15 protein-coding genes are annotated in these 25187 nt (G+C 40.3%); 8 read left to right on the top strand and 7 right to left on the bottom strand.

Annotated features, from left to right (window positions below; genetic code table 11):
* Positions 1-19 precede the first annotated feature (19 nt).
* The 6 genes from bglX to RM549_RS04270 all read right to left on the bottom strand — a co-directional run bounded on the left by bglX (position 20) and on the right by RM549_RS04270 (position 9081).
* Positions 20-2326 (bottom strand): beta-glucosidase BglX, encoded by a 2307-nt coding sequence (gene bglX / locus RM549_RS04295; protein ID WP_311681937.1) that lies wholly within the window; start codon positions 2324-2326, stop codon positions 20-22.
* A gap of 95 nt (positions 2327-2421) precedes the next feature.
* Complete coding sequence (locus RM549_RS04290; protein ID WP_311681930.1) at positions 2422-3714, bottom strand: glycoside hydrolase family 26 protein; 1293 nt, start codon at positions 3712-3714, stop codon at positions 2422-2424.
* 6 nt (positions 3715-3720) lie between these two features.
* Positions 3721-4908, bottom strand: coding sequence for an AGE family epimerase/isomerase (locus RM549_RS04285; protein ID WP_311681922.1), 1188 nt, complete (start codon positions 4906-4908; stop codon positions 3721-3723).
* A gap of 2 nt (positions 4909-4910) precedes the next feature.
* Positions 4911-6113: a glycoside hydrolase family 130 protein gene (locus RM549_RS04280; RefSeq protein ID WP_489752688.1), complete on the bottom strand. Its 1203-nt coding sequence runs from the start codon at positions 6111-6113 to the stop codon at positions 4911-4913.
* Positions 6110-7951, bottom strand: coding sequence for a sodium:solute symporter family protein (locus RM549_RS04275; protein WP_311681915.1), 1842 nt, complete (start codon positions 7949-7951; stop codon positions 6110-6112). Before RM549_RS04275 ends, RM549_RS04280 begins: the two co-directional genes overlap by 4 nt.
* Positions 7952-7962: 11 nt before the next feature.
* A complete protein-coding gene (locus RM549_RS04270) occupies positions 7963-9081 on the bottom strand; it encodes a glycoside hydrolase family 26 protein (RefSeq protein WP_311681907.1) in 1119 nt (372 codons plus the stop codon).
* Positions 9082-9289: 208 nt separating this feature from the next.
* Between RM549_RS04270 and RM549_RS04265 the strand changes: the two genes are divergently transcribed.
* From RM549_RS04265 to RM549_RS04235, 7 genes are all read left to right on the top strand, one after another.
* Entirely contained in the window at positions 9290-10162 is an 873-nt protein-coding gene (locus RM549_RS04265) for an AraC family transcriptional regulator (RefSeq protein WP_311681901.1), read from the top strand.
* A gap of 21 nt (positions 10163-10183) precedes the next feature.
* Complete coding sequence (locus RM549_RS04260; RefSeq protein WP_311681899.1) at positions 10184-11284, top strand: glycoside hydrolase family 5 protein; 1101 nt, start codon at positions 10184-10186, stop codon at positions 11282-11284.
* A gap of 340 nt (positions 11285-11624) precedes the next feature.
* Positions 11625-14744 (top strand): SusC/RagA family TonB-linked outer membrane protein, encoded by a 3120-nt coding sequence (locus RM549_RS04255; protein WP_311681896.1) that lies wholly within the window; start codon positions 11625-11627, stop codon positions 14742-14744.
* Positions 14745-14751: 7 nt separating this feature from the next.
* The gene (locus RM549_RS04250; RefSeq protein ID WP_311681893.1) at positions 14752-16305 is read left to right on the top strand and encodes a RagB/SusD family nutrient uptake outer membrane protein; all 1554 of its coding nucleotides are present in this window, start codon (positions 14752-14754) and stop codon (positions 16303-16305) included.
* Positions 16306-16321: 16 nt separating this feature from the next.
* The gene (locus RM549_RS04245) at positions 16322-17404 is read left to right on the top strand and encodes a hypothetical protein (protein WP_311681889.1); all 1083 of its coding nucleotides are present in this window, start codon (positions 16322-16324) and stop codon (positions 17402-17404) included.
* A 36-nt stretch (positions 17405-17440) separates the two neighbouring features.
* On the top strand, positions 17441-19792 hold the full coding sequence (locus tag RM549_RS04240; RefSeq protein WP_311681886.1) for a fasciclin domain-containing protein: 2352 nt from the start codon (positions 17441-17443) through the stop codon (positions 19790-19792).
* Between the two features lie 101 nt (positions 19793-19893).
* On the top strand, positions 19894-21099 hold the full coding sequence (locus RM549_RS04235) for a glycoside hydrolase family 27 protein (RefSeq protein WP_311681881.1): 1206 nt from the start codon (positions 19894-19896) through the stop codon (positions 21097-21099).
* A 99-nt stretch (positions 21100-21198) separates the two neighbouring features.
* Here RM549_RS04235 and RM549_RS04230 read toward each other — a convergent pair whose 3' ends face one another.
* Positions 21199-22548, bottom strand: a complete 1350-nt coding sequence (locus tag RM549_RS04230) for an AGE family epimerase/isomerase (RefSeq protein WP_311681879.1) — start codon at positions 22546-22548, stop codon at positions 21199-21201.
* Positions 22549-22688: 140 nt separating this feature from the next.
* Between RM549_RS04230 and RM549_RS04225 the strand changes: the two genes are divergently transcribed.
* On the top strand, positions 22689-25187 hold the full coding sequence (locus RM549_RS04225; RefSeq protein ID WP_311681877.1) for a glycoside hydrolase family 9 protein: 2499 nt from the start codon (positions 22689-22691) through the stop codon (positions 25185-25187).

Below are 25187 nucleotides of genomic sequence, written 5' to 3'. Positions count from 1 at the left end.
TTAAAAATAAATAACCTGGTTATTCAATTAAATCGAAAGAAGCCTGTAGTCCTTCTACAGAATTTCCTCCTACGAGTATTTGGAATTCTCCAGGCTCCACAACATATTCTCCCTGGGCATTATAGAAACCCAATTCTTTTTCGGTAAGGGTGAAATTCACTGTTTTTGTTTCTCCTTTGGCAATTTCAACTAATTCAAAACCCTTCAGTTCTTTTACCGGCCTTATCACACTGGCATACAAGTCCCTTATGTAAAGCTGAACCACTTCTTTCCCGTCGTAATCTCCCCGATTGGTCACTTCAACAGAAATATTAAGTTCTCCGGAAGCTGGTACTTCTTTTTTGTCCAGCTTCAGATTATCATAACTAAAGTCGGTATAACTTAAACCGAATCCAAATGGATAAAGCGGCGTATTTTCAACATCCATATAGTGTGACCAGAAAACCATTCCGTCGCCGGTTGCTTCAGGTCTCCCGGTATTTCCGTGGTTGTAGTAAATTGGGGTCTGGCCGATATTTCGTGGAAACGTCATAGGTAATTTTCCGCTGGGATTATAATCGCCGTAAAGAACCTGAGCCACTGCATTTCCGGTTTCTGTACCCAAATGCCATGCTTCAACGATTGCCGGGATATTTTCTACTGCCCATTCAATTGCCAAAGGACGACCGTTGTTCAGAACAAGAACGATATTCTTGTTTACCTCGTGAACTTTTTCCATTAATTCCTGCTGCACTCCGGGAAGATCGAGGTTGGTACGGCTCCTGCCCTCTCCACTCTGGAACCCATGCTCTCCAAGCACCATTACCACCACATCTGCATTTTTTGCCGCCTCTATAGCAGCATCAAATCCGGTTTTATCTGTGGTATTAAAATTGAGTTCGTTAATAAATGTTACTGTTCCGGTTACCAGGTCTGCTCCTTTTTCAAAAACAAGATTATTGCCTTCATACTTTTGCATTCCTTCTAAAACCGAAACAGCAGTATTATCGTCTGATGCTATTCTCCAGCTTCCTAACGGACTGTTTTTATCGTTCGCGAGCGGACCAATTAGGGCGATATTCTCACCTTTTTTCTTCAGAGGTAAAATATCATTTTCATTTTTCAGCAGCACTATGGATTTTTTGGCCATATCAAGAACGGCATCGTGGTTCTCTTTGCTTCCAATGATTTGCTGCTCTCTTTCCTCATCAAGATATCTATAAGGATCTTCAAACAATCCCAGTTCAAATTTTACCCGCAAAATTCTTCTAACCGCATCATCGATAAGTGCTTCATCCACCTGACCTTCATTTACCAGTGCTACCAGTTCATTCACATAAGAATAGGATTCCATATCCATATCTACACCCGCCTGTACAGCTTTTTTAGCAGCCATCTTTTCGTTTTTTACAAATCCATGCATTGCCATTTCTTCAATAGAGGCATAATCTGAAATTACAAAGCCTTCAAAGCCCCATTTGTCTTTAAGAATGTCCCTTAGAAGATATTCACTTCCTGTGACAGGCACTCCATTCAGTTCGTTAAAGCCATTCATAAAAGACCTTACTCCGGCCTCTTCCGCAGCTTTAAAAGGCGGCAGTACAATGTTGTGAAGTGTTAGTGAACCGATATCTGCTTTGTTGTATTCTTTTCCGGCTTCAGCAAAACCATATCCGGCAAAATGTTTAGCCGTTGCGGCAATGGTAAGCGGGTGTGACAGATCTTCACCCTGAAAGCCTTTCACCCTGGCTACAGCAATTTTACTGCCCAGGTAAGGATCTTCTCCTCCTCCTTCCATCACCCGGCCCCAACGTGCATCCCGGGAGATATCGACCATTGGCGCAAAAGTCCAATTGATCCCGGAAGCTGCAGCTTCGGCAGCTGCAACCTCAGCCGATTTCCTGATCGCTTCAATATCCCAACTCGCCGATTCTGCCAAAGGAATCGGACTTAATGTTTTATAACCGTGAATTACATCAAAACCAATGATTAGCGGAATTCCCAATCTGGTTTCTTCAACTACGATTTTTTGAACCGCTCTAACCTGTTCCACTCCGCGAACGGTTAACATAGATCCAACCAGGCCACTGCGCAAATGCTCATATTTAAGTTCTGCACTCCCGCCTTCGGGAGCCGGGCCTGTGACTTCCCAAAATCCGTTATATTGGTTCATTTGCCCCACTTTTTCTTCCAGGGTCATCAGGTTTAACAAAGAATCTACCTTTTCCTTAATACTGTCGGTTTCTAAAGTTTCCATAGATTGGTTTAGTCTTCTGTCGTTACCGCTGAAACTTAACATTCCAATTGCGGCAATAACGGCCAGTGAATAACGTGCTGTTCTTATCATCCTATTATTAATTTAATTCGATTAGTTAGTCTTATATAAGTTGCAAAGCGAATTGTCCCTGCCAGATATTCTTGTTTAATAAAAATCAACTAGTCCTAATTAGCAGGTAGCTCGTACAATGATGGGAGATCTTCTAATAAAAGCGCTTCCTCTTTATCAACGAACTCGACGAAATCATCCTCCCCTTCTACTCCCGGAACAGGGACAGTATACGAGTCGGAGTAATTTTGCCAGAACATTATAAAGCCGATATTCACATCATTTTCTGTAATGACTTTGTAAATATTTTCAGAATAAAAATTGGGAGGCAGTGGGTTTTGTGCATCTACAAAATAACCTGTTTCGGTTAAAGCTGCCACTTTATTTTTTTCCTTCGCAAGATCTGAAACAACTTTTAGCTTTTGGTTTGCGGTTGCCACACCAGAGCCGTCCTGCGCTGCAAGATCTCCGTAGTTATCCATACCCAGAATATCCACATATTCGTCTCCGGGATACCGACTCAAATAGGCGCTTTTGCTGGTATAGCTATTATCTGGTGAGAAAGCGTACAGTAAATTATGGACATTCATCTCATCCCTGAGGTAAGTAACGGTAAATCTCCAAACCTCCTTATACTCTGCCGGTGTGGAATAAGGTGCTCCCCACCAGAAAAAATCACCATCGAATTCGTGGAAGGGTCTAAAAATCACCGGTACAAGAACACCGTCGCTTCCTCTCATGTTTTTCACCACCTCTGCTACTTTTTGAAGCTTTTCCTTATAATATTCATGATTGGCACCTCCTTCCATTATACTTCTAAAAGCATTTTCTTTTTGAAAGGCAGTCATTTCACTGGTATAAAAATGATCCCCTTCATAAGGTTCACGCAGGTGCCAGCTAAAAGCATTCACCATGCCTTTGTCGTAAGCTTCGATAGCGTCCTGAATAATTTGTTGTTCCTGTTGGTAGAACCAGTTACCGGCCTCCCCGTTATTGGAATCATCTGTTATAAACATGAAATCTGAGCCGAGCATCCCGGGATCGCTTCCGGTTAGCTTTTTCATATCGGATTCTCCGGAATCATCATTATAAAAAGCATTAAAAGCATCCTGCTGGCCTATGATAAACCGGGAATCGGAAATTGCTTTCAAGTGATAAAATAATGCCACAGTTTCTTCTGAAGCCGATCCATCTACTATATAGCTCCTGGCCTCCCCGGGAGTAAAAGCATAAGTCTGCTGATCCTCATCTTCGGGTGTTTCTTCGGGAGCTTCAGGTTCTGTAGGTTCTTCCGGAACTTCTTCGGGTGTTTCTTCAACCGTATCCGGTTCATCAAAACTATCGTCATCACTGCAAGCAGTAGTAATTATAAAGACGAACAATAACAATAAGTAACTAAGCTTTTTCATAATTTTTTATTTTAATAACATCATGCACGCCCTTGAATTGTGATACGGCGCTTTCCACATGCTCAATTTATCCTCTTTTGTGTAGGGTTCATTATTCTTGTTTAAACGAAAATGCCACTCTCCGTTTTCCCTGTCTATAATTTGCGATTTAGTGTACTCCCAAATATCGGATATTGCCTCCTGAAATTCATTTTCATTGGTTATTCTGAAGGCAAAATCCAAACCTACCATTGCCTCCACCTGTGGCCACCAGTGCCTGTCGGTATCAAGGTTCCCCGTATCCAGGTTCTTTTCGTTCAGTACTCCCGCTCCTTTTACATATCCTTCTTTCAGAAAAGTTTCTGCTACATCAACAGCCACTCTATTTGCTTTTTTAAGAAGATCGGTATCGTTTAATGTTCTTACCGCTTCAATTATGAGCCAAACTGCTTCGATGTCGTGCCCATAGGAAACAATATTGTTTGTTCTGTTCCACTTTACATCGAAAAACAGGTGAAAATGCTGAATTTCTTCAGCATAAAATTTTTCAAGAAAAAGAATTGACAGATTATGTAAAGCTTCCCTAACTTTTTCCTCTTTGGTAATCTGATACAAGGTGGTATAAGCCTCAAGAATATGAAGATGTGTATTCATGGTTTTAGCAGAGTTGTCTTCTTTTTCGCTTAAACGCATATCTTCAATTGGTGACCAATCCTGCTGAAAAGCTTCTAGATATCCGTTATTCTTTCTATCTCTCCCATGCTCTTCAATAAGTTCGAATAGAGAAACAGCCCAGTTTTTAACTTCCTCTTCCTTAGTGAGTTTGTAATATTCAGACAAAGCGTAAACAGCAAAAGCCTGGGCGTATATTTGTTTCCTGGTATTTACCGGCTTCCCTGTATAATCCAGTTCCCAAAACACGCCTCCGTTTTTCTTGTCCTGAAAATAATCCTTCAGATATTTATAAGCTCTTGTTGCAAGTTCAACTGTGCTTTTGTCCTGCCTAAAGTTTCCTATCGCCGAAAAGGTCCAGAGAAGACGTGTGTTTAGAATAATTCCTTTATTAGCTTTAAGAATAAGCTTGTTGTAGTGATCACGACAGCCTACAAAACCACCATGTTCATCGTCGGGACTGAACCTTTTCCAGTAACCCAAAATATTGTCCAGTTCTGCCGATAACTCGTTCCTAAAGTCTTTGTGGGAATTAAGTTGCATTTTTATAGAGTTTTATTTCTGTCTACCCGCTGTACAATCTTGTCTACGGAAGCGGCTGAAGTGAAATCGTCTTCAGGCGTGTTTTTTACATAATCCAAAAGTTTTTCCACTGAAGATACTGCAACATGCGAGCGCGTATCTGAAGATGCGTAGTAAATAAAAACCTTACCATCTTCATCTTTTATCCATCCGTTTCCGAAGAGAACGTTAGGAACGTCCCCTACTGTTTCTGTATAATTTGGAGCCATAAAATAACCTGCAGGTTGGTGGATCACCTTAGAAATATCCTCTAGGGCCGTCATAAAAAGATAAAGCGTATATCTTAGACCTCCTGCCGTGTTACGCACACCATGTGCCAGGTGCAGCCAGCCTTCTTTTGTTTTAATTGGTGCAGGGCCAAGGCCGTTTTTCATCTCATAAATGGTATGATATGCCTTATGATTAATGATTTTTTCCTCTTCCAGCACAGGGTTGTTCAGGTCCTTCACATACCCTAGACCAATTCCCCCTCCTTTACCCACTTCTATAAATCCATCCTGCGGACGGGTATACAGCGCATATTTTCCATCTACAAATTCAGGATGCAGGACAACGTTGCGCTGTTGTCCCGAATTAGAAATTAAATCGGGCAAACGTTCCCAGTTTACAAGGTCCTTAGTACGGGCAATCCCTGCATTGGCCACCGCCGCAGTAGTATCTTCAGGACGGTTTTTATCTTTTCTTTCTGTACAGAACACTCCGTAAATCCAGCCATCTTTATGACGCGTAAGCCGCATATCATAAACGTTAGTATCGGGCTCGTCTGTTTGCGGAAGAACTACAGGTTTTTCCCAAAACTTAAAATTATCTACACCATTAGGACTTTCGGCAATGGCAAAAAAGGATTTCCTGTCATTCCCTTCCACCCTTAAAGCGAGAACATAATTATCGTTCCATTTTATGGCACCAGGATTAAAGGTGGCATTGATCCCGATTCGCTCAAGCCCATAAGGGTTAGTATCAAGGTTAAAGTCGTATCTCCACTCTAATGGCGTATGTGCTGCTGTAATCACAGGAAATTGAAACCTCTCATAAACTCCATTGGAAATTTCTTCCGGATGATTTGCTCTTTCGATTAGCTTTTGATGGCGTTCCAGCAACTTTTGAAAGTTGGAAAGCTTATTTATAGTATTGTTTTCATCTTTAAAGGTCATCTTTTTCTTCAATTTTTTCTGGTAATATTTGGTTCGGTTTTAATTTTATCCCACCAGTTTTTCTTTAAAATTATCACACTGATGATAAGGATTATACAAGAGATAATAAGAGGAACATTTTCCCTCAGAATTATGTAAAACGGGATTACAACAAGAAGTGTTTGGGCTATAGTTCCCATAAGGACGTTAAACATATCTCTTCCAAAAGCTTTATTTTCCTGAAACCCGGGATCGTCCTGTTTTACTTTTTCCTTTATTGGTTTCCAGAATCCCCATGGTCTTGTCTGCTTATAAAAATTTATGAGTGTCTGTTCGTCTGTTGGTGCTGCAGTATAAGTTCCTATTAAACTACCTGCAATTGATATTAATAAAATTACCGGGAAGTAATAAAGATCAAGGGTATCGGTGAAAATAGGGAAAACTAAAGCTGGAATTATACCAGATAGCATTCCCCAAAAATAACCTTCTCCATTAAATCTCCACCAGTGCCATTTAAGTACGTTGGAAACCACATAACTTCCATATAATGCTGAAACGATCCACTGTAATATTGAGTTTACGTCCTGAACAAAAAATCCCAGAATAATACTAATAATTACCACTACAATCCCGCTGCTATAATTCATCAGCTTAACCTTAGATGAAGAGGCTAGAGGATTTTTATATTTTAAGTAAATATCATTTACCAGGTATGCCTGGGCAGCATTTAAAGTTCCTGCGAAAGTGGACATGAATGCGGCCAAGAGACCGGCTAGAAGCAGACCAAGCAGACCTACCGGTACAAATTGTTCTATGGAAGCGGGAAGAACTTTTTCAAAATCCAGGAGTCCTGCAGTCGTAAGGTCTAGTCGATCATAAAAAAGAACTGCCAGAATCCCAAATCCCCCCACCATTAAATACCTGGTAGGCATAAGGGCAAACATCGAAAACGCACTCATTTTTGCAGCTTCAAGAGGCGATTTGGTGGAAAGGATCTTCTGCATATCATAATTAGGTGCCGGCCCCGCGATACTGGCAAGGATTCCTTTAAAGACCATGAGCATAAAAAATATTCCGAAGAGGGAATATCCGTCGGAGATAATTTTGGTATTTACTTCATCAATAATACCGCTCCAATCCATATTTAATTCCCAGTTAAAAAATGGATTAAGCCATCCATCAGGAACATTAAGGGTGTTCTCCCCTACCGCCTGCCACGCAATTACAGCAATAGCAATAGAAGAAACGGTCATGATCGTATATTGAAGCAGGTCTGTCCAAACAATACCGGACATCCCTCCTAAAACGGAGTAGAAAACTGCAAACAGAGTGAAAATTGTACCATAAAAATGCGGTATATAGGCCGGAGGTATATCAAAAGGTATATAAGCCGAAACAATTTCCCACGGAATAAAGATTTCTACAAATTTTCCCAGTCCGATAAATCCATAAGCAAGGAATCCAAGACAACTAAGTATTGCAAAAACGACGATAATTGCATGGGAACGCCTTCCTCCTTTGCCACTACTAAAGCGAAAGAGAATCCATTCTGCACCTGTGGTCACATTGGATCGTCTAAGCCAGGCCGATAAATAGATCATTAGGAAAACCTGGTTAAAGACCGGCCAGAGCCATGGGATCCAGATACTTTTAAAACCGTAGACGAAGGTTAATGTAACCAGCCACATAGTACCTGAGATATCGAACATGCCCGATGCATTTGAAAGTCCCAGCATGTACCAGGGAAGGCTTTTCCCGCCCAGCAGGTAATCATCTTTACTTTTCTGAGCTTTTTTCCGTAATGCAAGTCCTATTAAAATAGTTCCTACCAGATATGCCAGGATGATGGCAATGTCTAAACCTTGTAGCATTAACGCTTATTTTAATTAAAAATATCTTCTACTGCATCAAGAAATAAAATCTCTTCAAAAGATTCGAATTCTTTAAAATCCTCTTCAGAAATTTCTCCTTTATACGTAGAAAAATAATGAGAAGGACTATCATTCCTCCAAAGTAAAACCCACGAGATACCAGAATCTTTTATTCCGGGATAAAGAACCTGTGTCCACCAATTTTCCCCTTCACCAAAATTGTTATTTCCCGTTTCTGTAAGTGCATAGGGTTTATCTGCTAATTCTGCTTTACCTTTTAGAATCTCCAGGTTAGACTTTAGGTTCTTCAAAAAAACCTCGTCTCCTCCATGGTTGTAAATATCAATTCCCAGGATATCCACATAAGCATCCCCGGGGTAATATTTCTCGTATTCCTCTTTATCTGAAACTGTATTTGGGGAATAAGCGTACAGGAGATTATGCACATTATTACCTTGTAAAAGCTCCAGAGTTTCCTTCCACAATTGTACATAATCTGAATTTGAAACATTGCCCTCACCCCACCAGAACCATCCGCCATTCATTTCGTGATAAGGCCTGAAGATCACAGGTATAAATTGGCCATTATCGTCCTTTAGAGAAAGGAAAAACTCTGAAATTCTTCTTATCCAAAGTTTATATTTTTCGCGTTGAGCTCCACCAGAAAGAATTTCTGATACCGCAGAAGTAGCATCCCAGGAACTTCCATTTGTCACAGGATTGTCCAAATGCCAGCTAAAAGTAATCACAGCACCTTTTCTATGCATCTCCCGGATATGATTCCGCATTAACTCGAAAGATACGGTATCGAGATTATGTGGTTTTCCAAGTTCTATATGCCCAAGATCAAAACCGTGAACTGCAGGAAATTTTCCTGTAACTTCTTTTATATCACTTCTTACTTTACCCGGTTCATCTTCATGTTTCCATCCAATCCCATAGGCTGTTGCGTCCTGATGTCCAAATGCAATCCCTTCCTTCGCTATTTCATTTATGCGGTGATAAAGAATTTTAGTTTCCCTTGTCGCGTCTTTATCTGCTAAAACAACGGCATTAAATGTATTTAGAGAACCACAAGAGGCGATTATGAAGAAGAAAAATACCGCAATTAATTTGACAAAATATTTCATGATATTAGATTAAATCTGCAAAGTGATGATAATATCTTTTTATTTTAATAAAAGCTTATAGTATCTTTAACCTTTCTTATTTAGACAAAATGCTATTTATCCTAAAAATTTAAAGTGATTCCAAAATTAAAACGATTGAGCTTATTATATTAATACCATTTTGTCATTTTATAATTAAATTTTAATAGTTGACTTTAAAACTTTTTTCATGAATAAAGATATTCACAGAGAGATTACCCAACTTTCACCTGAAGACAGCTTCCTTGTTTTCGACAGGGTAAAGGACGATTTTGATTTCCCCATTCATTTTCACCCTGAATACGAGTTGAATTTTATCGCTAACGGTAAAGGTGTAAGAAGGATTGTTGGCGACAGCATGGAAGAGATTAACGAAATTGAACTTGTTTTGGTTGGCCCAAACCTTCAGCATGGATGGGAACTACATAATTGCAAGAGCAAAGCCATACACGAAGTTACTATACACTTTCATAACGACCTCTTTGACTCCAAGTTATTAAGCCGCAGAATCATGAAGCCGATAAAAGATATGTTCGACAGGTCTGCTCACGGTATATTATTTTCGGCTAAAATTTCAGAAGAAATAAAACCAAAGATCCAGCGCTTATCAAGAATTGATAGTATTGATTATTTCCTGGAGTTTATTTCGGTGTTGCACGACCTGGCAAACTCCAGAAAACAACGCCTGCTATCCACGTATATTTCTGATAACAAAAATTTTGAGAATAGCGAGAAGATAAAAATAATATATGAATTTGTTCAGGAAAACTATCAGAACAAAATAAGTCTTGAAGAGATGTCACAACTGGTAAATATGAGTCAGGTTTCTTTTAACCGGTTTATTAAGAAAAGAACCGGAAAAACCTTTATAGATTATGTAAACGATACGAGAATAGGCTATGCATCCAGATGGCTCATCGAGAAGGATATGAGTATTGCTGAAATTGCATTTAATTGTGGTTTTAATAATATAGCCAATTTTAACCGTGTTTTCAAGAAAACCCGGAATTGCACCCCCAGCCAATACAGGGAAGAATTCAGCGGAATCAAACGTGTACTCTAAATAATATTTAATAATTTTATCATGCTTTTGAAAAAAAATATACTTGTAGTTCTACTATTAATTCAACCATTATTCTTCACTGGCTGCTCTCCTGCCCAGGAACCCGCAGAAGAAAGACCTATAGAAGAAACTCCCGCAGTTGATGAGGAAACAAATGAAGAAGCCGCTCCTGAACAGGAACAAGCGGAAGAAGAGGAAACAGAAGCTGAGGAAGAAGTAGCCGGTAATGAGACTCCTGTGGCTATTCATGGACAACTCCGCATACAGGGGAAAAACCTGGTAGACCAGAATGGTGAAAATATTCAGCTAAGAGGAATGTCACTTTTCTGGAGCCAATGGGAGCCTGAATTTTACAACTTCGAGACTGTAAAAAACCTAAAGGAAGGCTGGAATGTTAACGTAATAAGAGCAGCTATGGCGATTGAGCATGATGGCTATTTACAAAATCCAGAAAGGGAAAAAGAAAAGGTTTACCGCGTAATAGATGCCGCTATTGAATTGGGAATTTATGTAATCGTAGACTGGCACGACCACCATGCCGAAGATCACATAGAAGCTTCAAAAGAATTCTTTGGGGAATTAGCTCAAAAATACGGGGATAAGCCTAACCTTCTATATGAAACCTATAATGAACCGCTCGACGTGTCATGGAGCAATGTCTTAAAGCCATATCATAAAACAATTATTTCAGAAATAAGAAGTCATGATCCTGACAATATTATTATATGTGGTACACCACGGTGGTCCCAAAGAGTAGATCTGGCCGCTGAAGATCCTATAGAAGGAGATAATATTGCTTACACCCTGCATTATTACGCTGCCACGCATAAACAGGAGTTGCGAAATATTGCCCAAACTGCATTAAATAAAAACCTGCCCTTGTTTATCACAGAATTTGGCACTACCCTCGCCAGTGGCGATGATGAGATTAATGTTGAAGAATCCCATAGATGGTGGAACTTTGCAGAAGAAAACAATATTTCCTGGTGCAATTGGTCTATTGCAGACAAAGACGAGAAGTCTGCAGCGATAATACCGGGAACAACACCTGAACAACTAAAGGATGACGAGGTGCTAACAGAATCTGGGAGGCTGGTGAAAGCAGAACTAACAAAAGAATAATTTTTTGATATGCAAAACCTTCGCTTTCACCTTTTAACAAATTAGGAAAGGAAAAATGCAAAAATTTTAACACAATTAGTGTAAAAAACACAATTAACCACCTTTTCAGATATAACACCCTGTAATACAATTATTTAATCCACTTCTAATTCTGAACATTGTGCAGAGGGAGGAAAAATAACACAACTAAATGATAAAATAATATTAACCAAGGCTTAACTTTCCGTCTAAATTTGAAGACTATTAAAAAAGGGGCCGGTGTTTTTAGCGATGTTCTAAAATAGAACTTAAAAAATCCCAAAACCATAATTGTTTAAATAAATCAAACAATTTTATTCTTATGCAAATTAAATTACTTAAAAGTAAAGGCTGTTTAAACAGAAGAGGCAGGATGATCCTTTTCGCAGCATTCTGTCTAATCACACAACTAGGCTTTGCCCAGGAAACTGTTACAGGTAATGTTACAGACGCCCAGGGAATGCCACTGTTAGGTGTAAACGTTATTGAAAAAGGAACCAGTAACGGAACCACCACAAATTTTGATGGTGAGTTCGAAATTACTGTAGGGGAAAACGGCGTACTCGTCTTTAGCTTCGTCGGTTTTCTGTCTCAGGAGATTACTGTACAGGGAGACGAAAGAATTAGCGTTACTTTAGATGAAGATTCGCAAAGCCTGCAAGAGGTAGTGGTAATTGGGTATGGTGCCCAGTTGCAGGAGAATATTACTGGGTCTGTATCTAAGATAAGCTCAGAATCATTTGAAAATGTTCCACAGGTAAGTGTGGACCAGCTTATGCAGGGTCGTGCTTCAGGGGTTATGGTCACCAAGAACTCCGGGCAACCGGGTGCTGCGGTTTCCGTAAGAATTCGTGGTGTAAATACCATTTCCGGTTCCAGCGAACCTCTTTATATCATTGATGGTGTACCGGTTTCCGGTGAGGCCGGAGCAGAAGGATTAAGTCCTTTAGCGGCGATTAACCCTAATGACATTGCTGACATCAACATCCTTAAAGATGCCTCAGCCACTGCCATTTATGGATCCAGAGGATCTAATGGTGTAGTATTGATCACCACCAAAAAAGGTAAAATTGGCCAAGGCAGATTAGCCTACAATACCTACACCGCTCTTCAACGTCCAACAAATAAAATGGACGTGATGAACCTGCAGCAGTATGCAATTCACCAGAATAATGTTGCGGAGATCTATGAACTTAATCCGCAAATGGAATTTATGCATCCAGATCTTTTAGGTCCTGGAACCGACTGGCAGGCACAAATATTTGATGATGCCCTTCAGCAAAACCATGAGTTATCATTCTCTGGAGCAAATGAGAAAATAAACTATTTTATCTCTTCTTCTTATACAGATCAGGAAGGAACAGTAATCGGTTCAGGATTTGATCGTATGACTGTACGCGCAAACGTAAACGGAGAGGTTAATGACTGGATAAAAACAGGTATTAATATCTCTGCAAGTAGAACCAACGACCAGATAACACTGAACAATGCCAGTAACGGGATTATTTCGCTGTCTTTATTAAATAACCCTGCCACGGCTGTTTACAATCCTGACGGTTCTTTTGCAGGGCCGGTTACTGCTGATGAAATAGCATATGGTACAAGAAACCCAATTGCTGAAGCTTTAAGTATTCAAAATAATATTCAAAGAAACAGAGTTTTGGGTAATCTTTTTGTAGAATTTGAGCTTCACGAAAATTTAAGTCTCAGAAGTGAATTTGGTGGAGACTTTGGAAATAATCTTAATGACCAGTTCCAACCTACCTTCACCTATGGTGCTTTAGATAGAGGACGGAACCAATTGAATGCAGGCAGGGAAAACAATGATTACTGGATCGTAAAAAACCTGTTAACCTACGATAATTCCTTTGGGGAAAATCATGATGTAACAGTACTGCTGGGGCAGGAAGTCCAGGAGTCAAGCTGGCAAGGAATTAGTGCGCAGGATGCAGATTTTGTAGGCAATGAGGTACCTGTGCTTGGTACAGGAGACGCAGCCGATATTGCTAGTCAATATATAGGAAGTTCTGCATTAGAATCTTATTTTGGAAGGGCTATCTATTCTTTTGACAATAGGTTTAATATTACCGCCTCTTTTAGGGCAGATGGTTCTTCAAAATTTGCAGAAGGGAACAGATGGGGATATTTCCCTTCACTCTCTGCTTCATGGAGCCTTTCAAATGAAGCCTTTATGGAAGACTTTGATGTTTTACAGAACATCAAAATTTACGGTGGTTACGGGGAAGTAGGAAACCAAAACATTCCTAACTTCGCTTACGGTGTTAGACTAAACACAATGAATACTGGATTAGGTACAGGTTTTGAATATGCAAATTTTGAAAGACAGGATCTTACCTGGGAATCATCAACGCAAACAAACCTCGGTCTAAATTTTTCCTTGTTCAACAGGAGGTTAGGAACCACGGTAGAAGTGTACAATAAAGTATCAAGAGATTTCCTATACCAACATGCTGCAACAGATTTTGTTACCGGTGGAAATTCTCCGGGAGCTATCGCTGCTCCATGGGTTAACCTTGGAGAAATGGTGAACAGAGGAATTGATGTGACATTAAATTATAGTACTATAGGAGATGGTGACTTTAACTGGAATTCTAATTTAACATTTTCCCATTACAAAAATGAAGTGAACGAATTGCTGGGAGATCTTGTAATCTACGGACAGCTATACATGAATGATTCCAATGAAAATGTTACAAGAACAGAAGCCGGTCAACCGGTGGGAATGTTCTATGGATATGAAGTAGAAGGACTTTTCAGAACTACGGCTGATTTTGAGGATGCTCCAATTCAATTTGGCAGACCTTTTGAAGATGCTCTTTTTGACACCAACTGGTTAGGAGACATAAAATATCGAGATGTTAACGGAGATGGAGTAATAAATACTGACGACAGAACACAGATAGGTAATCCGCATCCTGATTTTACTTTCGGCTTTCAGAACACATTCTCTTACAAAGCATTCGATCTTTCAGTTTTCTTACAAGGCTCTTATGGTAATGACATCTTTAATGGGGTGAAAAGGACCCTAACTGCAGGAAGTAGTTACTTTGTTAACCAGAATCCAATAGTTCTTGATTATTGGTCTGTTAATAATCCAGACGGAAACCAGCCAAGATTGGTAAGAGGTAGTGAAAGTAACCCAAACATCAGAATTTCTGACAGATATATTGATGATGGTTCATACCTGAGAGTTCAGAATGTCACGTTAGGATATACCCTCTCTTCTAATGCTGCAGATCAAATAGGAATTAACAGATTAAAAATATATGGAAGTGTACAGAACCTTTTCACTTTTACAAATTATACAGGATACGATCCTGAAGTAGGTACATTTAATCAGAATGCGCTTTTAATGGGTGTTGACAATGGACGTTATCCTTCTCCCAGAACCTTTACCCTGGGACTTAATGTTGAATTATAAAAAATAAATGATGAAGAATTTAATTAAATCAAAGGCTGCAGTATTGGTTGTCCTTTCAGCCGTACTCTTTTTCCCTTCCTGTAGTGAGGATTTTCTGGACAGACCGCCAGAGGACTCGTATAGTGTGGATAATTTTTACCAGACCGACCGTCAGGTTGCATCTGCGGCAAACCATTTATACTCAAAACCCTGGTTTGCATTTATTAGTAACGTTGCCTGGCCAATTGGCGAGATAGCATCAGGTAATGCCAGAACATGGGACGCCAGGAATCAGGAATTTTCAAATTATTCTATAACCGGGGCTCACGGGACTTTAACCCAGGCATGGGAATCCCTTTATGCTGTTATTGCTCAATCTAACGCAGTAATAAACACCCTTCCCACAGCTATAGGTCCTGATGTTTCTGAAGATGTACTTAATAACTCCATAGCAGAAGCACGTTATATAAGAGCCACAGCATACTTCTACCTGGTACGTATATTTGGATCTGTTCCAATTCTTGCAGATAATTCAGATTATGTTTTAGAGCCGGTTGTACCGCGTAACCCGGTAGAGGATGTGTATGAATTTATTAAGCGTGACTATCAATTTGCTATTGAAAATCTATATGACAGGACTATGGATACAGATGTCCAGGCTGGTCGTGTTTCCAGTAATTCTGCAAAAGCCGCGTTATCTAAAATTTATTTGTATGAAGAAAACTGGTCAATGGCATATCAACTGTCAAATGAAGTAATAGAATCTGGTGAATTTGCTCTTTTGGAAGAATATAACGACCTGTTTTTAGAACAAAATGATAATAATGTTGAATCTGTATTCGCATTACAATGGGCAAATACAGGAATTTATGCTGAAGGAAACGCAATACAGTCTTTTTATGCTTCGGCAGGTATTACAGGATTCTCCGACGGTTGGGCCGCTTTAGGGCCATCTATAGATCTACAGGAAGCCTATGAAACGGGAGATGAGCGTTACTATGCCACCATTATGGAACCGGGAGCATTTTACCCCAACATAAACGGGGGATTCACTGTTCCTGAGACTGTAAATCATCAGGGGACCAACGTAGGTATTAAAAAATATGTAATCGGGAACCCTTCAAACGGAGCATCTCAAAGTTATCCTAACAATACTTATATTTTGCGTTATGCTGAAGTATTGTTAATTAATGCTGAAGCAGCCATCATGGGCGGTGGTCCTCTTGAAGAAGGCATTGAATCCTTCAACATGGTTCGTGAAAGAGCAGGACTGGATCCAATTGAAAATCCAACCATAGAAGATATCTTTCACGAAAGAAGAATTGAACTAGCACTGGAGCTGGAATTCTGGTATGACGTAGTTAGACGAGGACCGGAATTTGCCATAGAATTCCTTGGTAACGTAGAAAGAGGACCGTATAATAACGATACTACCCCTCCTACGGTTGATTCACAAAAATATGTTCCTACAGTAGAGGATTTATTGTACCCTTATCCAGATAGCGAAATTCAAAGTAACCCGGCATTATTGGAAGATCCGGTTCCTTATGATTTTAATGCTAACGCTGACGAGGAAAATTAATTTTTAAAATATTATTATGAAAAGAACAAATTTTAAAATAAAGACTGTATCACAGTTGTTGTTAATGATCTTTACAGTATTCTCATTAGTTTCCTGTGATAGTGATTTTGACGTAGAATCTATTGAGACAGCAGAGGCAGCCCCTGTTATTCATAGTGTAAGTGAGGCAAGAGAAGATGTGCCAGTTACGCAAGGAGTTTTGGAAAATACTTACATTATACGAGGTGAGAATTTAGCCAGCTTAGTTGCTGTTTATTTTAATGGCTACCAGGCAAGTTTTAATCCTGCTTTGACGACAGACAATCTTACTTTTGTAACAGTTCCTGAATCTGCCCCTTATGTAGGGCAGGAAAATACCTTAAGATTAGAAAATCTGTATGGATCTACAGATTATGATTTTTCTCTTTTAACCATTGAGGACTTTACAGAAGGAACTACTGAGGACGGAATTAAAACAGTAACCCTTATAGGAGGAGATTTCACCGACACATCCGAAGTTACTTTTACTTCCGGTACCGAAGAAGAAGGCAACCTTGTAGAGCGACCAGCTGAAATACTTTCTGTTTCAGAAACAGAAGTTACCGTGGCAGTACCAGACGGAGTGGAGCAAGCCTACATCAACCTGGAAACATCAAGAGGCGCAAGTGCCCAGTCAGATTCCTATGGATTTAGCTATTCTATTTATATCGATCAGTTAAACCCGGCATGGTCAATGAGCCAATGGGGCGGTACTTATGATATAGAAGCAACAGATCCTGCTTTGGGACAGTACTCGATACAGAGCGTAAGGGAAGGCTGGTCTGGTTTAACATTCACACCAGAAACACCTATACCTTTTAATCAATATACGGCTCTGACAGTATCCCTTTATGGTACAGGAGATGCTGGCGACATGGTAAACGTTGCCATAAACGACTTCGCCGGTACAGTTGGCGTAGAGTTAATTCCGGGACAGTGGAACAAAGTAGTTCTCCCAATGGGTAGTTTTTTCCCTACCGGTGGCGCGCCAGCGGTAATCAACAGGATAGATTTCCAGGAAGCATCAGGCACATCAAAACCGCAGTATATTTTCTATGTGGACGATTTCGGATTTCTATAGATCGATACCTCTGAACCATTAACAAAACACAAACAGATGAAATTAAATAAAATATATTACCTGTTATTCCTCGCAGTAATTACGAGCCTAAGCTCTTGTGACGATGACGACGACCTATATCCGCAGTTGGGTGAAGATCCCCGAAACATAGATGAAATACTTTCTGAAACTGCAGACTTATCGGTTTTATACCAGGCGTTGGTCGAAGCTGAGCTGGATTCTATTTTGAGAGAAACAACCACCTATACGGTTTTTGCTCCCAGAAATGCAGCTTTTGATCAGGCGGATCTTTCAGGATTAGATCAGGAAGAAAGAGAAAACCTCTTAAGAAATCATGTTTTAAGCACAGTCACAGCAGATTTTGCTTCTACCTTAACAACAGGTTATCGTCCTACCATGGCTACAGGGCCGGATGGGAATTTTCTTAGCTTGTATATAAATACAGAAGGAGAAACTACTTTAAACGGTGATGTAACCCTGGTAAGCGCATCCTCAGACATAGGATCTACTAACGGTGTATTACATGTTGTAGATGGGATTATAACCCCTCCTGCTATTCTGGATCACGTAGAAGCTAACAATCAGTTTTCTACTTTTATGGAAGCTGTTGAACTGGCAGGACTAACAGAAATGTTATCTGTAACTGAAGTCACAGACGCCGAGAATGCAGATTATCCATTAACTGTTTTTGCTCCTACCAATGCTGCTTTTGAAAATTTACTTGGAGAATTAAATGGTGCTTTTGGATGGTCTACGCTAGCCGATATTCCTACTGATGTTTTGAGAAGTTTGCTTGAACAACATGTAATCACAGGATCTAATCTTGTTTCTGCAGAAGTTTTTGGAACTGAGCAGACTCCGGTTTCCGGAGAAGTATTTTCGGTAAGTGCAGCTGGAGTCGTTTCTGATGCTAGCTATACCGACGGTAATGTAACAGTACCGGAAATCCAGTCCACTAATGGCGTCATTCACGGAGTAGACAAAGTTATGTTGACTGAAGCTGTTTTCCAGAGCATACTGGACGAAACACTAAACTTAAAAGAAAGAATTGAAGACAGAGGTTACTCTTCTTTTATTGCTGCAGCTGAAAAAGCTGGATTAATGGAGACTTTGGAATCTGAAGAATTAACTGCTTTTATTCCATCTAATGCTGCATTCGATTCCTTCCTTTCAGTTATTGAGAATTTTGAAAGCCTTGAAGATTTTGAAACTCCGGAAGAAATTGAATTACTTAAAAGTGTACTGGAATATCATTTATACGAAGGTAGGTTAATGAGTAGTTCTTTGACCGATGGCCCGTTAACTACTGTACAAGGTGATGAATTGACTTTTGACACTGCTACAGGAAGGCTAACCCCTTCTTATGAATTTGCTCCTAAAGCAACTTTAGAAACAACCAACATAGGTGCAAGTAACGGAGTCATACATCAAATAAGCAATGTGTTGGTTTCTGCTGAAGATGCAGGAGCACTAGGCTATCCAGTACCGGACACTGGCGCTCCAGAGTTTGCATTGCCAGTGTATTATGATGCTGTAGAATCAGGCTTCCAAGATTCTTGGGATGGTTGGGGTGGAACTTACACCTACAATAGTACTGAGATTGTTTCCAACGGAAATAATGCTATAAAACTTGAATACGAAGCAGGTTCTTATGGTGCCCTACAAATTGGCGGTGCTAGTCCGGTTCCAGACATTTCTTCATATAGCACTTTCCATTTCTCTGCTTATGGCGCTGCAGGATCAGGTACTACAAATGTCTTAGTATCGTTATGTGACTGTGATGCCGGGGTGGAAATCCAGGTAGTCGAAGGAGAATGGAACACATATTCTATTCCAATTAGCAGTTTTACCGATACATCATTAGGTGCTATTAGGTTTAAAAATAATGAAGATGCGGCCAGCACCATTTATCTTGACGATATAGGTTTTGACCTGCAGGCTCCTGCTGCTCCAAATTTTGCTTTACCCATCTATTTTGATGAGGGTGCAGAATCTGGATTTAACGACACCTGGGATGGCTGGGGAGGCACCTACACCTGGGCCAGCACAGAACAGGTTCAGGATGGAACTACAGCTGTTAAGTTGGAATATGATGCAGATTCTTATGGTGCCCTTCAAATAGGTGGTGCAGATCCTGTACCGGACCTTTCAGGATATTCTACTTTTAATTTCTCTGCTTACGGTGCTCCTGGTTCCGGAACTAAAACCCTGTTAGTATCTCTTTGTGGATGTGATGCGGGAATAGAGGTTCAGGTAGTGGAAGGTGAATGGACAGACTATAGTTTACCTTTGTCCACTTTTACTGATACTTCTTTAGGTGAAATAAGAATTAAAAATAATGTAAGTGATTCTTATACCATTTACGTTGATAACATAGGATTCAACTAATAAAAGGATCAATTTTTAGTATTATTCCCTGTAAAATTCATTTTTTACAGGGAATAATCTTTAAATTAAAGAAGAAATACCATTTAATAAAAAAATTACAAATGAAGAATAAGATAGCATCCCTACTCTGCCTCCTTATAGGCTTGAGCGGTTATTCACAGAAATTCGAAGGATTGGCAGATACTCCGCCTATGGGATGGAACACATGGAATACCTTCGCCTGCGATATTAATGAAGACCTTATTAAAGAAACCGCCGATGCCATAGTGGCAAGCGGGATGAAAGAAGCCGGTTATGAATATGTTATTATTGACGATTGCTGGCACGGGGAACGTGACGAAAAAGGCTTTATCCAGGTGGATCCTGAACGATTCCCTTCCGGCATGAAAGCCCTTGCAGATTACGTACATTCCAAAGGCCTGAAAATCGGAATTTATTCTGATGCAGGAACCCAGACTTGTGCCGGTGAACCCGGTAGCCGCGGATATGAATACCAGGATGCTATCCGGTATGCGGAATGGGGTATTGATTATTTAAAATACGACTGGTGCAATACAGAAAACATCAACCCGATTGGAGCTTATACTACCATGCGTGATGCACTATACAGCGCCGGCAGACCTGTTCTTTTTGCAATGTGTGAATGGGGGGACAATCAGCCGTGGGAATGGGCAGAAGATGTCGCCCATATGTGGAGAACTACCGGCGACATTTATAACTGTTGGAATTGCGAAGAAGATCACGGCAGCTGGTCATCCTGGGGTGTTCTTAGAATTCTGGATATGCAGGACGGACTAAGAAAATATGCCGGTCCCGGTCACTGGAATGATCCCGATATGATGGAAGTTGGTAACGGAATGAGCCAAAGTGAGGATCGTGCCCATTTTACCATGTGGAGCATGTTGGCCGCTCCCCTTATTGCCGGTAACGATGTACGAAATATGACTCCGGAAACAATAGAAATTCTTACCAATAAGAAAATGATCGCTATAAACCAGGATTCCCTTGGTGTTCAGGCTTTTAAATATAATTCGGAAGACGGACTGGAAACATGGTTCAAGCCCCTAAGCAATGGGGAATGGGCCGTTACTTTCCTCAATCGGTCAGATGAGCCAGAAAAAGTAAATTTTGACTGGGAGAGTAAGAAGATTGAAGATCCTCATTTCGACTATGCAGTAGATTTTAGTGAAGTTACCTACAGTATAGAGGATATTTGGAATGAAAAGGAACTCAAAAATACCAAAAAAACATTAAAGGCTACTGTAGCACCACACGATGTGCTTACATTAAGGCTCAAAAAGAATTAATAACACCCAGAGTTATTACCGTATTTAAGAGGCGGTTCAAAAAAGACAATTATCGGCACTAAGAGTACGATAATGGTCATTTTTGGACCGTCTCTCTTTTTATTCCTCCTCTTCTAATTTTAAAAAGCAATTGGTAAGTGCCCTAAAGTTATGGTATGCGGCTTTCCAGATATGCCCCTTAGAATCATCCCATACTTCGGGTTGAGCATCCAGCCCCCACTCATACCAGCCGCCGTAAAGCTCATCCATAAAGAAAAGTTGAGTGTAAACCCATAATTTATCAAAGTACTTTCTGTAATCTACAGCATCTTCAGGAAAATAGTGTTCCATAATTAATAAAGTATTTAAACCTTCAGCCTGCGACCACCAGTTCTTTTCATCATTAACAATTTCCAATTCTGTCGCACCTTCAAAATAATAACCACCATCATAAAAACCACCAATTTCATCATCCCAACCTGTATTTAGGGCGTGATCTACCATTTTTTTCCCTTTCCGAAGTGTTAATTCTTCATCCAGCCCCAGGGCGTGGGTAGCTTCCAGCATTAAATAAGCAGTTTCAACATCATGCCCAAAAGAAACGTGATCCAGGTAATAATGCTGCTGAATTTCTTCCCTGGACCTGTTTCTGAAACTTACCGGCGTCCAGTCGGGTTCAAAAAACAGGTTCATATATCCTTTTTCTGTGGTGATCGTCTCCCGAATGAGCACCAGCATCTCCTCCACGCGTTCTGCCAATAATTCGTCCGGCCAAACCTGGTACAATTCGGTAAAAGCTTCGAGTAAATGAATAGAACTGTTTTGATCTTTATAACCAACATCTGAAGTCGACGGAAAATCAGGTGTACGCTTAATTGGTGTACCATTTAGGTTCAAAGACTGGTAATATCCCTTATATTCAGGATCGTGGCTATGCTCCTCCAGCCAATGGAACGCTCTTTTTGCCAATTCTAAAGCTTCTTCATTACCTGAAGCTCTGTAATAAGCTGCGAGTCCATAAATTGCGAAAGAATTACCGTAAGCCGTTTTCTCCTGCCCTTGTTGTAAAATAGGTTCTCCAGTCTTGGTAACCAATTGATGAAAACCGCCATTTTCGGCATCCCACATTACATCCCTTAGAAACTCAAAACCATGCCTGGCATATTCCAGGTATCTTTCTTTTTCTAAAAAAATTTCCGAAGCTCTGGCATTCGTCCATACATGTCGGGCCTGGGTTACTATCATTTTATTATGCTCCTCCCCCACTTTAAAATCATGGGTGATCTCACTGTAGTACCCACCATCTTCCTTGTCCAGAGTTAAAGGGTACCACTTTTCAAGAAGCTGTTCTTTTGCCGCATAACGTAGTCCTTTAATAAGGCGCTCATCATTTGCTTTTTTGTCCTGTTCCTGAGCGGCACAAGTTGAAATTGATAGTAGTGCCACAACAAAAAAAGCCGTAAATTTCATATATTTCATTTTTTCAGAATAAAGATAGGATAATAAGGATATTATTTATGCCTCTGATCATATCCTATACGAAAATGATAAAAAAGTATTAAGCATACCATTAGCCATTACCATAGTTTTATTCATTAAATTTTAGAAATATGAAAACAGTTTTACAAAGTCTAATTTGTCTTTGTTTTTTAAGCACTTATGCTCAACAAGTAAGTGATTCTTCCCAGGTTTTTACCATTAACGAGCAGGAATATCTTGAAATGCGCGGCGCAAACGTTATGCTGGCGCACGATTTTTATCCGGAAAGCCATCAGGGCGGTGTTGGTATTATCCAAAACGGGATTAGAGTTGCTACAAATGGTGACCTTAGGCTGGAGCCAACCCCCGGGCAATGGCAACCAGTACCTAAAGTTGGAGAAAGGCAGGTAGATCGTGGGAATAATGAGATTAGTGTGCACATGAGTTACCCAGATCCTTCCAAAAACAGAAAGGGCTTTAATCCTATTGAATATCCAGATCTTAATATGGAATACGACCTGAGAATTATACCTGAAGGAAAATCTTTCAGGATCGTCGTAGACCTGGAGCAGCCTCTCCCTGAAGAATGGGTGGGCAAAGTAGGCATGAATATCGAATTATTTCCTGGAATCCTCTTCGGAAAATCATATTATATGAATGATGAATTTGGAATATTTAACCTTCAGGCAAACGGGCCGGGATTTTACAATGAAGATGGAGAGTTTGAGCTGGAACCAATGGCTACAGGCAACGAGCTTGTTATTGTTCCTGAAGATGAAAAGCAAACCCTTAAGATTCAAAACTTAAAGAGCAATGAACTTCAGCTATTGGATGGACGTGCAATTCACAGTAACGGTTGGTTTATTGTAAGGTCGCTTGTGCCCGCAGGTGTAACAGATAATGCTATAGAATGGCTTATCACTCCAAACGCAGTGGAGGATTTCACCTATAGCCCTGTAGTCCAAATTTCGCAGGTGGGTTATCACCCAAACCAGCAAAAAGTTGCGGTTATAGAAACTGATAAAAATGACAATAATGTACAACAGGCGAAATTACTTCGGATAAATGAAGAAGGAGGAACTACCACAGTGAAATCTGAAAATCCTTCAGAGTGGGGAGATTTTCTTCGGTACAATTATTATCAACTGGATTTTACCGATGTTGAAGAGCCGGGAATGTACCAGGTAACGTACGGCGACTATAAAACAGAACCTTTTAAGATTTCAGAAAACGTATATAAAAGAAACGTATGGCAGCCTACTTTGGAGTATTTTCTTCCTGTGCAGATGTGCCATATGCTTATAAACGATCGCTATAAGATCTGGCACGGCCGGTGCCACCTTGATGATGCCCGTATGGCCCCTACAGATCATAACCATTTTGACGGTTACATCCAGGGCAGTGAAACCCTCACAGATTATGCGCCAGGCGAATTTATACCAGGTCTTAATCTTGGAGGCTGGCATGATGCAGGTGACTTCGATTTACGTGTAGAATCCCAGGCTTCTACTATTCAGGGGTTATCGCATATTTATGAACTTTTCAATATAGAATACGACAACACAAGTATAGATCAGGACACTAAAACTGTAGATATTCTTCAGCCCGACGGGAAAGCTGATATTCTACAGCAAATTGAACATGGTGCATTATCTGTAGTAGGAGGTTATAAAGCACTTGGCCGTTTCTATAGAGGAATAATTGTTCCATCCCTGGACCAGTACATTTTGCTTGGAGATCCTGTAAACCATTCAGACGGCGAATCCTTTGACGAAGCTTTTGGTCAGGAAGATGCCACAGAAAATGTTGACTGGGGACGTCCGGGAGACCAGGATGACCGTTGGGTTTTCACAGAAGATAACCCGAGAAGGGAACTTGGCGCAGCGGCAGGATTGGCTGCAACTGCACGAGCCCTAAAAGACTATAACCCTGAACTGGCGCAGGACAGCCGGGAAATTGCTGAAGAGGTTTGGAATATTACTGAAACCGACAATCCGCTAAACAAGATTGAACTGGCTGTAGAATTACTACAAACCACCGGAGATCAGAAATATGCCGATTTTATAGTTGAAAACAGGCAACTTATTACTGAGAATATTGAAAGGACCGGTTGGATTGTAGGACGCGCACTCCCTCAAATCGATAATAAAAGATTTAAAAAAGAAGTACGTGATGCTGTTAAAGAGTATTTAACTGTGGTACAGGAAAGAGAGAGAAAAACACCTTACGGTTTGCCGTATGAACCCGATATCTGGGGAGCAGGCTGGGGTATTCAAAGTTTTGGAGTAAGACAGTATTTCTTACATACCGGTTTTCCTGATATTTTCCCAAAAGATTATATGCTACACGCTATGAATTTTGTGCTGGGAGTTCATCCGGGGGTTAACACCTCTTCCTTTGCTTCAGGAGTAGGTTCAAGATCTTTAACACAGGCTTACGGAATTAACCGCGGAGATTTCTCTTTTACCCCGGGCGGTATAGGATCTGGTACAGCACTAATACGTCCAGATTTTCCAGAACTTTTAGAGTGGCCTTTCCTATGGCAACAAACAGAATACGTATTGGGAGGTGGAACCACAGATTATCTATTTCTGATAATCGCTGCAGATAAACTTCTTAATCAACAATAA

The sequence above is a fragment of the Autumnicola patrickiae genome (genome assembly GCF_031846525.1).
Taxonomy (GTDB): Bacteria; Bacteroidota; Bacteroidia; order Flavobacteriales; family Flavobacteriaceae; genus Autumnicola; species Autumnicola patrickiae.
This window is presented reverse-complemented; position numbering and strand designations above follow the sequence as displayed.